Origin of the sequence: Streptomyces odonnellii (assembly GCF_000981895.1) — a bacterium.
Classification (GTDB): domain Bacteria; phylum Actinomycetota; class Actinomycetes; order Streptomycetales; family Streptomycetaceae; genus Streptomyces; species Streptomyces odonnellii.
The window spans coordinates 1-9946 of the sequence record NZ_LATD01000379.1 but is presented as its reverse complement, the minus strand read 5'-3'; the positions used below and the strand labels follow the sequence as shown (position 1 = coordinate 9946).

Annotated in this window: 5 protein-coding genes, 1 tRNA gene and 2 pseudogenes; 3 read left to right on the top strand and 5 right to left on the bottom strand. The window is 64.7% G+C overall.

All coding sequences use genetic code 11. The annotated features are described in order from the left end of the window. Positions 1-14 precede the first annotated feature (14 nt). The 3 genes and pseudogenes from WH07_RS41470 to WH07_RS30335 all read left to right on the top strand — a co-directional run bounded on the left by WH07_RS41470 (position 15) and on the right by WH07_RS30335 (position 3435). Positions 15-1941 (top strand): annotated as a pseudogene (locus WH07_RS41470) (TraM recognition domain-containing protein). 194 nt (positions 1942-2135) lie between these two features. Beyond that, a tRNA-Thr gene (locus tag WH07_RS30340) sits at positions 2136-2207 on the top strand. A gap of 118 nt (positions 2208-2325) precedes the next feature. Then, positions 2326-3435 (top strand): UDP-N-acetylglucosamine--N-acetylmuramyl-(pentapeptide) pyrophosphoryl-undecaprenol N-acetylglucosamine transferase, encoded by a 1110-nt coding sequence (locus WH07_RS30335; protein WP_046507008.1) that lies wholly within the window; start codon positions 2326-2328, stop codon positions 3433-3435. A 3-nt stretch (positions 3436-3438) separates the two neighbouring features. Here WH07_RS30335 and WH07_RS30330 read toward each other — a convergent pair whose 3' ends face one another. The 5 genes and pseudogenes from WH07_RS30330 to WH07_RS30315 all read right to left on the bottom strand — a co-directional run bounded on the left by WH07_RS30330 (position 3439) and on the right by WH07_RS30315 (position 9849). Next, positions 3439-3828 carry an HIT domain-containing protein gene (locus WH07_RS30330; RefSeq protein WP_046507003.1) on the bottom strand — a complete coding sequence of 130 codons (390 nt, stop codon included), beginning with the start codon at positions 3826-3828 and terminating at the stop codon, positions 3439-3441. 365 nt (positions 3829-4193) lie between these two features. Beyond that, positions 4194-6341 (bottom strand): NACHT domain-containing protein, encoded by a 2148-nt coding sequence (locus WH07_RS38245; protein ID WP_198533922.1) that lies wholly within the window; start codon positions 6339-6341, stop codon positions 4194-4196. A gap of 243 nt (positions 6342-6584) precedes the next feature. Continuing rightward, entirely contained in the window at positions 6585-8177 is a 1593-nt protein-coding gene (locus WH07_RS30325) for a recombinase family protein (protein ID WP_079023686.1), read from the bottom strand. 76 nt (positions 8178-8253) lie between these two features. Then, positions 8254-8718 (bottom strand): annotated as a pseudogene (locus WH07_RS30320) (ribosome small subunit-dependent GTPase A); the annotation flags it as partial. 273 nt (positions 8719-8991) lie between these two features. Next, positions 8992-9849, bottom strand: coding sequence for a Dyp-type peroxidase (locus WH07_RS30315; RefSeq protein WP_106409718.1), 858 nt, complete (start codon positions 9847-9849; stop codon positions 8992-8994). Between the last annotated feature and the right edge of the window lie 97 nt (positions 9850-9946).

The window sequence follows — 9946 nt, the reverse complement described above, 5'->3', positions numbered from 1 at the left end:
TTCCTGGACCCGCCATGCCTCCCGCCCCTCGTACTCGCGCGCCCTCGGCCACCACCGGGACCGACGCGCTCCTCTGCCTCCTCTTCGGCGTCCTCGGCGCTGCGATCGCCGTCGGCTCCCTCGCCTGGCTAACAGGCAACCTCACCAACGCCCTTGCCGGTACGGGCCCCTGGGTGCCCTTCGCCGCTACCGACGCCCTGCTGCACCCCCACGAGCTGTGGCCCCGCCTGAGCCCCACCGCTCTGCTGATCAGCACCCGGATCGTCCCGGGCCTGCTCACACTCGGGCTCACCGTCACCGGGCTGGTCCTGTGGGCACGCCGGCGCGGTCCGCGCAACGGGCTTGCCCGCAAGGCCGATCTCGCCCCGCTGCTCACCAAAGAGATCACGGCCAAGGCCCGGAGCCTGCGGCCGAGCCTGGTCGACCTGGACTGTAAAAGAGGTCGCCCCTGACGACCGCGGCATCCTCCTCGGCACACTCTCCCCCGGCAGGGCCGAGGTCCGTGCAAGCTGGGAGGACGTCCTCGTCGCCATCATGGCCCCACGCTCCGGCAAGACATCGAGCCTGGCAATCCCCGCGATCCTCGCGGCACCCGGCCCGGTCCTGCTGACGAGCAACAAAGCCGCGAACGATGCCTTCACCGCCACGGTCGACGCCCGCGCCGAGGCCGGCACAATCTGGACGCTCGATCCGCAGCAGATCGCCCACCACCCACGCCAGATGTGGTGGGACATCCTGGCCGACGCCCGGGATCTGGCCGGCGCGAAGCGTCTGGCCGGGCATTTCGTCGCCGCGTCGGTGGACGAGTCCGCCGGCTCCGACTTCTGGTCGACGGCCGCCAGCAACACTCTCGGCGCCCTGTTCCTCGCCGCCGCCGACCACCACCGCCCGATCACCGACGTCCTCGCCTGGCTCGCCTCGCCCGCTGACCGCACCCCGGTGGACCTGCTCACCGACGCCGGCCACGACGCGGTCGCAGCCCAGCTCCAGGGCACCGTCAGCGGCGCCACCGAAACCCGCGACGGCATCTACGAGACCGCCCGCCAGTACGCGAGCTGCCTCCTCGACCCCGACGTCGCCGCCTGGGTCACCCCCGCCAAACACCTTCCCGAGTTCCGGCCCTCCACGTTCGCCACCTCCCGCGACACCCTCTACCTGCTCAGCAAGGACGGCGGCGGTTCCGCGTCGGCGATCATCGCGGCAGCAGCGGACGCGGTGATGCGCGCGGCCGTGGTCGTCGCGGAGCGCTCGGGCGGGAGGCTCGACCCGCCCGCGCTGTGCGTCCTGGACGAGGCCGCCAACGTGTGCAAGATCTCCGATCTCCCCGACCTCTACTCCCACCTCGGCTCCCGGGGCGTCATCCCGATGACGATCCTCCAGTCCTACCGGCAGGGCCAGAAATGCTGGGGCGAAGCCGGGATGGACGCCCTGTGGTCCGCCGCCACCGTCAAAATCATCGGCTCCGGCATCGACGACAGCGACTTCGCCGACCGGCTCTCCCGACTGATCGGCGACCACGACGTCCAGACCACCTCCGTCTCCACCAGCGACAGCGGCAAGTCGACCTCCGTGAGCATGCGCACGGAGCGAATCCTGCCGCCGGACGCGATCCGCGCGCTGCCCAAGGGGCGGGCGCTGCTGTTCGCGACCGGCATCCGGGCAGCCATGCTGGAACTCCTGCGCCCCGACCTGCCCGCCATGCGCGAACGCACCGACCAGGTCGTACGACACCTCCGCGACCGCGGAGCAGCCATATTCGTCGACGACCGGCCCGAACCGGCCGGCGAGAAGTTCCGCTATGCCAAACTCCTCGGCCTCCCGTACGCCTGGGTCATCTCCCCTCATCAGGGCGGGGACGAGGTCGAGTTCATCGACCGGTGGACCTCCAGGGCGCACCGAATGCCAATCAGCCAAATCCCGGACGCCCTGAATCTGTCTTAAGCCAGCCGCATCCCCAGCTAAGGTCACCACAATCGGCCACTAAATAATCACCGCACAGCGCATCGAAATCCCCCTGCCGAAAAATAAAGAAGACGAACGACCAGGGAAAGGCAAGGGCGTGACTCGAATTCACCTCCGACACCGATCGTGGCATTGACCGCACTTACCCCCTTCCGTAGCATCGAAGTCATCAACGGGTCGTAGCTCAAGGGCTGGAGCACGGCATAAGTTTTGCCGAGGAGCTGGTTCGAATCCAGCCGACCCGACAAATCCTGTAGCGGGTATCGCCCGGACACCCTGATCACAGTGCCGGGCGCCGCAGCAATGAAACCCTGAAGCAGCCCTTACGATAAATCGCAACCACACAGGCCAGGTGCACTTTAGATGAAAATCGCAATCACCGGAGGCGGAAGCGCCGGACATGTCGTCCCCGCCCTTTCCGTGGCGGCCCGGCTTCCCGAACAAGGCGTGAAAGAAGTGGTGTTCTTCGGGCGACCGGACAGCATCGAGCACGAATACGCGGAGAAGGCAGGAATCCCTTTTTGCCCGGTCCCATCTGCGGGCCTGAAGCGCTATGGTTCATGGAGCAACCTGCTCATGCCGCTCACAGTGCTGCGCGGCATCGGTGTGGCCGCAAGGGCTATGCGACGCGAACGCCCCAACGCCCTGTTCTCGAAGGGCTCATACGTATCCGTGCCTGTCGGGATCGCCGCCTGGCTTTGCCGAGTCCCCATCGTGGTCCACGAGTCGGACCACTCCCTCGGCCTCGCCAACAAGATCGTCGCCCGGATGGCCACCCGGGTCTGCCTGTCCGTCGCCGCGCCCGCCAGCACACCGCGATGGCTCGCCCGGAAATCCGCGGTCACCGGCCTGCCGTTGCGCCACGACCTGGCCTCCGGTGAACCAGAGCGACTGCGGCGGCGACTCGGTATCCCTGCCAGCGCTCCGGTTCTGCTGATCTTCTGTGGCAGCAGCGGATCCCAACGCATCAATGACGCCGTAAAGAGCCAACTTGGGGCCCTGTGCGCGCGGTTCGCGGTCGTTCATGTCCGAGGGAAGGGCAACCTCGACCGCTCGCTCGAGGGGGTACCGGGGTATTGGCAACTGGAGTACCTGCACGACGAGATGGCCGATGCCCTATGGCTGGCAGACCTGGTGATCGGGCGTGGCGGCGCAACGACACTTGCCGAACTCGAAGCGCTCGGCAAGCGGGCCGTACTTATCCCCCTACCCGCGACGGTCAGCCGTGGCGACCAGCTCGACAACGAAGCCGCCTACGCGCGACGACACCCCGGGCAGTGCATCGTGGTACCTGACGACGACAAGCTGCACGGCGGAGCGTCTCTGGCCAAGGCGTGCATGGAACTTGCCGCCGGCCTCGGCCGGACCAATCGGGAGCAGCCCGGCCCGGAAACCATCCATCGCGCCGCCGACCTGATCGCACAGGAGACCGTCGCCGCAGCCAAGCCGGGTCGCACCCGTCGCACCCGGTAGAACTCAGCCGTCGTGGTGCCCGTACATCGCGAGGATCTGCTCGTCGGACTCTCCGCGGTGATAGACGTGGAAATGCAGATGCTGCGACTCCTGATAAAGCCCGACATTCGTAGTGACAGAAGCCGCGCCGTGCTCTTCCTTGATCTGCACCGCGACCCGCTGCACCACCGCCATAACCTTCGCCAGCAGTTCCTCGCCCCCGTCACCGAGGTCGATCAGCGACGGGATATGCCGCTTCGGTACCACCACGACGTGCACCGGATGGGCGGGGTTGGTGTGCTCAAACGCTAGCACATCCTCCGTCTCCACCACCACCTTGACCGGCGTGAGCCCAGGGATGGCCTGATGGCAGTAAAAGTCCGAAGTCGACGGGGCTCCAGCAGCAGGGTTCACAGTAAGTATCTTTCCATGTCGGGCAGTGATACCGCGATACATTACCCCCGACCTCATCTCGCCCGCAGCACCCAGTTCGTTAAGAAGTCCTGACCTCACTCTTTCGCGACGGGCCCGGCACCGCGGGGCACCAGGCCCATCGGTCTCGCTGCTATATCCATGTGTCAAGCCACATCCGGTCCCGCCGCAGGTCTTCCGGGAGCAACGTCCCCGTACACAGCGGCCAGAAGCCTGAGATCTCATCATCCCCGATGCCTCTCTTGAGCGCCTCGGCGACGGCCATTTCGTGCGGACTTCCATTCGGCATGTTTCGGCCACTTCGCGCCCGTCTAGCTACTCATGAAAGCAGGTCCTTCGAGTGGCTGCTACAGGTGGGATGGCGGGAGCGGGCGGCTTGCAAGGTGATCTTGGAGTTCGCGATGCCGGAACTGCCAAGCCGTTCCTGAAATCCGCAAGATTCCCGCATGGTATGCGGATTCGAGGAAGCGGCCAAGTCGCAGGGGCACCTTTCCTGGCGAACAAACCAGGAAGATCCAATATCGGAGCGAAGCCTGCCCCGCACCGAAGAAGAAGCCCAATAGCGCGCCGTACAGCGTGACGATCGGCAGCCAAGTAGGGTGACTCTCGCCATTCGTTATAAGAAAACAGCCAACAGCGAAGCCGGTGAACGCATAGAGGGATAAGACGAGTGAGTCTAAACGGATTATTTCGCGAGGGTTCGCGACGGGCCGACCGCGTGAAGCGAGGATCTTTTCTCGAAGTGTCTCACTAATCGACATCACAAAGCCCAAAACTAGGCCAAGCACCCCGCTTGATTTCAGCGCTTGACCGAACGGCGTACCGGTCAACCACTCAAAGGTTCCATATCCGAAGGCAACCGCGCTTGAGGTTCCGAAAGTGATTATAATGTCACGAACCAGGCGACGCCGGTGAGGGCGGATGCGGAACCAGCGAAGATCGACGTGCTGCGGCAAGGGCCAGGGCTTCCCTGCGGATAGGAAGGTCAGGATTAAACCTCCAAGAATTGAAATCGCAAAGTATGACCCGATTGGAAAGCCACGACGGCTAACGAAATAGAGCCATAGCGTGATTCCGACCACCGTGGCGAGAGCTGCCATCAGGACGCGCTCCAGCACTCTGGGCAGCCTCAAGCCGCACGCTGGCCATAGTTCATGCAGGATGATGTCTGTACTACTCAGAGGGCGGCCCGCGAAAGTTCGTTGAATTCCAGCCGTGCTATTCGAATTCAGGTAGCGGGCAATGATGGCAAGACACTTCCAAGTTCCCTTGGAATCCAATTGATGAATACGAGCGATAGTTGCGGAGCTTACCTCCTCTCCCGCTTCGAGATCATCGACCTCCAGCCCTGCCGTTGTGGCGCCTATGAATCGGTCGAGCAGAAATTCGTAGAGCTGCCCGCTCGCCGCCAACTGCAGCAGGTCGGCTGGGTCCCGAAGATAGGTTCCATCCGAACCGCGTTCTTGAAAGACCGTTGCTACCAAGGTGAGCCGCCAAGGCGTATCCAGTGCCTGGGCTAGTAATGTGGGGATAAGCTGGGGCGCTTGGCCAGGAGATGCGGCGATGCCTAGTGCCGTCAGTACAGGGCTCCAGCGCTGTGAGCTGATCGGCGTATTAGCGACCCGCTCCTGCAGATATTGTCGAGCTCGTGCCGCATTCACAGGCAGGATGCTGAGATGTGTAACCTTACGAGGTTGAACATCAGCAGAGACGAGTTTCTGATAATGCGCTTCACGACAGGTAATGACGATACGGCAATGATTTCCGCCGGTCTCATACCGCTCAATCGCCCGAATAAGGCCGACCGACCGCGATCTGTAGCTGACGCTGTCTTTTGATTCCATCTCATCCAAGCCGTCGACGATCGGGAAAACGAGATCCGCTGCAACGACTTGCAGGGCGTCTCGCTGACTGAATCCGTAGTCGCTCACGAGATAGCTGACGAGCCATGCGCGGATCTCAATTCCTGACCACGAAGAAGCGGTTAGACGAATGGGTACTGGGTCTGCAGATTTGCGTTCACGCGCGAGGTCGAGAAGTAGCCTAAGGGCGAGAACTGTCTTACCGGCACCGGCATCGCCCCGAGGAGCTCCATTAGCTTGGGCGATAGGCGCACCTGTGACTACCAACCTTCCCGGATTAAGCTGACGATAGAAAGAGGAAACCGATTCCAGACTGCCAGCCACCGAAGCGCCACTGAAATTCGCCGAGGTCGCCGTGAAGGCCAGATCGATCCGTCCGTGAGGGGCTTCGCGACCGCTGCGCAGGAGTTGCTTGTACTGGCGCCCCTCTGTTTGTAGGACAATCCGGGCAATCTCTTCGGCGATGACCCCCGGCGTGCGCTGGGCGCGCAGGCCTTGCACCCCCACCCGTACCCCCCAACCGCCCAGCACGGCTCCCGCAATCCCCGGAAGCACCGCGAGCACGCCAGCGGTGTCCGCGTCCTCAAGTTTGACTCGCAGCAAAGCGAACACGGTCCAGGCGAGACCGACCAAGCACACTGTGCCCCAAAAGATCAATACTCCAACGCGCTTCACACGCCCACGACTTGCCATGGTCGATATCTTGCCCGGAGCGTATCCGTTCTGTCGCCGATCGGACTGGCCCGTCAGTGCCGGAAGTGGCCTAAGGTGGTACGAGGAAGGAGCTTGCTCTGTAGACAAGCACACCGGGAGCGGACCGCGCCGCCTGAGGCTGTCGTGACACAGGCCATTTCCGAAAGTGGACGGCAAGTGGTGTCAGGCGACCCACTCCGGGACGATCCTGTCGAGGATCGGCGTGTGGTCGCCCCCGAATCGGGCGGGAACAATCGTGAGGGACTTGAGCACGCAGCCGAGGAGCATCCGCCTGTCCAGGAGTGACGACTCCGCCCAGGCTTCGGCCAGGGCGTCGCCGTCAGCGAAGAAGACCAAGAGGTCAGTCTGCCGTGCGAGTTCAGCGGCCTCCTGTTCGAGCGAGCCGATGACAGAAGTCTGATCCGCGGACAGCGTCTTGAAGCGCTCTTCCGACAGCGCGCCCTCGACGTAGAAATCGTGCTCCAGTTTGTCGCGCCGCGCCTTGGCAGCATCCAGTCCCGCCATGACCTCCTTACGGCGTGCTTCCTTCTCCACATCGTGCAGAACCGCCCACCGTCGGACAATGGCATCCAGCCCAGCATCTCCATGTTCAAGTGCCGAGACATGACTCAGCCACATCGCTTCGACCGCGGCGTCCAGTCGCGGGGTTCGCACCACTACCCCAGGGCACGCTTCCTTGCCGTACATCGCCCGCGTACGGCACCGGTACATCCGGCCACGCTTCACTCCGCCGCTGCCGGACATCGTGACGTAGCAGTGCGGGCAGCGCAGGATGCCCCCGAGGAAGGTGGTATGCGGTCGCCTCCCCCTCGACCCGCCTCCGATCTTCGCGACCCGGGCATCGATCGCCGCAAGTATCCGAAGCCGCCCCCCCGGTGTCACAACGCCGACACCGATCACCACGGGCTTGCCCTCTGAGTCCCGGACCGGCTCGTCAGAAGACACCCAGACGTCGAGTGGAAGGCCGTGCTCGTCGTACTGCCTCTCTTTGGCCGGCAGCAAGCCCGCCCATGCGGGCGAACGGACCATCCTCGTTATCGCGCGGGCCTGCCACTGGGCACCAGCCCGGGTCCTGATGCCAACTGTCTGAAGATCGTGGGCCACACGCATCGCGGATTTCCCCTTCAGGAGTTCATTCGCGATACGACGGGCATGTGGATACTCAGCCGGCTCCCGCTCCAGCCGTCCGGATCCCTTGGGCGAGTAGACGCCGTAAGGCGTTCGGCCACCGGGCCATTTGCCCGCTGCCCGTGCTCCGATCTTCCCCGTGGTGACGCGCAGGGTCAGATCCTTGATCTCCTCCCTGGCACGCTCGGCCAGAATGGCGAAGACGATACGCGTGCCCGGCTGGCTGGAGTCCAAGTTCTCCTGCAGCACGTAGAGCCGAGCCCGACGGCGGTCGAACTCGTCCAGCGCCGCGCCGATGACGGCCATCCCACGACGGTCGAAGCGATCCGTCTTCCAGACCGCGAGCGTCTTGACCTCACCAGCCATGACAGCATCCATGGCACCTTCGAGCTTCTCGCGCCTTACATGCGACTTGGAGGCGCTCCGCTGCTCCAACCAGACTTTGCGGACCACCAGACCTTGCCGGTCCATCTCCCGGCGAAGATCCCTCGCGTGTTGCTTGAGGGTGTCGACCGTCTCCCGCTTCTTGCTGCGCCGGAGATACAGGTCGGCGAGATCTCGCGGCTCCTTGCCCACGAGTTCCTCGGGAGTCGCGTCCCGGAACTCCTCTGCCACACGCTTTGCCATGATTCCCTCCTACAACACAGATCCGGCCGCTCCAAGCGGCATCTGTGCAGGTGAGGGCTACTGTGCTTTGCTAGGCGCTCTCCCAGCCGAGTGCCAGAAAGCGTTCGACACGGCCGAGATCGAGTTCGACCGCGAGTGATACGGCGATGATCGCGTGGTCGACATTCGCGGCCAGAATCTGCCCCTCGGAGCGCTGGGAGGAGGTGGACCGTACAAACGCGGTGCGCCGTGGCAGATACTCCCGTACGAACCGGGGGTCGCCGCCCGCCGGATCGACGGCGGCCCAGTCGCCGGTGCAGATCACCCGCAGCGGATCGTGCGGTGTGACGAAGGCGGTGTCGGCACGGATCACACCGTCGGCGGTGACGACATCACACTGCCCACGGTCGACACGCACCACCCGCCCGGGCAGCAGCCCTTGCCGGGCGTACGGTGCGAACTCCGCGTCCCAGCCGTCGTCCCAGCCGTACGGGGCGAGCGGATGCGAAGCGGACGAAGCCTCGAAGGAGGCGAGATCGAAAGACAAGGGGAAACCCTTCAGAGGTGGCAAGGGTGGCCCCGGCACGCGCACTTGGGCGCGGAAGGAGGGAGAGAGTCAGCCGGAGAACGGCAGGCCGGGGACCACGGGAGTGTTTTCGATGAACTTCTGGATGCGGGCAGCGCCCATCACAACGACAGCCATCGGTCACACCTCCCTGGTCACACACGACTGAACGCGGCAGCGGGCCTGTCGGCCACTGCCCACCGCACGGAACGGCCACACTTTAGCCCGGCGGCCCAGGGGCTGTGCCAAGGGATTTTCCCCGCCTGCTCATCATGCCGACGCGACGGCATCGAGCCAGGCGTCGCCGGGCGGGGGGACGAAAAAGTAGCCGCCACCGGTGGTGAGCAGGTACTTGGCCATCGCTTCCCCTTCGAGCCGCTTCTGTACGGCCTCGAACCCCTGGGCGAGGTCCCGCTGGAAGCAGGAGAAGACAAGCCCGGTGTCGCCGTCGCCACGGTCGTAGCTGTAGCTGCGGCGCACGAGGGGCGGCGGGTTGCGACGGTCGGGCGCGGCGAGCCGTACATGCGAGTCGAGCGGAGTGAGCCGACCTTTGGGATCGGCGGCGAAGTTCGGCTGTTCGTCGGTGGGCGCGCCATCGAGCCAACGCCCGTCGCGTCGCCGCCCGATGATGCGTTCCTGCTCGTGCACGGAGTCCTTGTCCCACAGCTCGGTCGCGAACCGGATGATCCGTACGACCTGATAACTCCCGCCCACGGCCCAGTCCGGCTCACCCTGACCGTCCCGTACAAGAGCACGCTCGGCGGTCTCGCGCTCCCCGGCGGGATTCCCGAATCCTTCGGTGAAGTGAAACGGATTACGGGCCAGCCCATGCCCGTCCTCAACCCGGTTGTCAGCCCGAAACCCCTCAACCCGCCACCGCACCCGCCACCCGGTGGCGACACCCAGGAGCCGTTCGACGGCGTCCGTCACATCGCCAGCCCGCTCCCCGGCGATCTGAACCAGCACATCGCCGTGCGACTGGGCGGGATCCAGCAGATCGCCGGCGAAGGACGGCATAAGCCGAAGCAGCCGAGGCGACCGCCCGCCCACCCCGAACACCCCGCTCCCCAGCGCCAACGAGGCGGTCGTGCCGCCCGTCCTCGCTGAGGCCACGGCACGAGCGAGCACCCGAAGCTCGGCAGCACCCCCGCGAGCCGGAGAAACCCGATCAAGCGCCACGATCCCAACCCGCCCGGGTGCCGCTTCCCCCCGAAGCGGCCCAGGC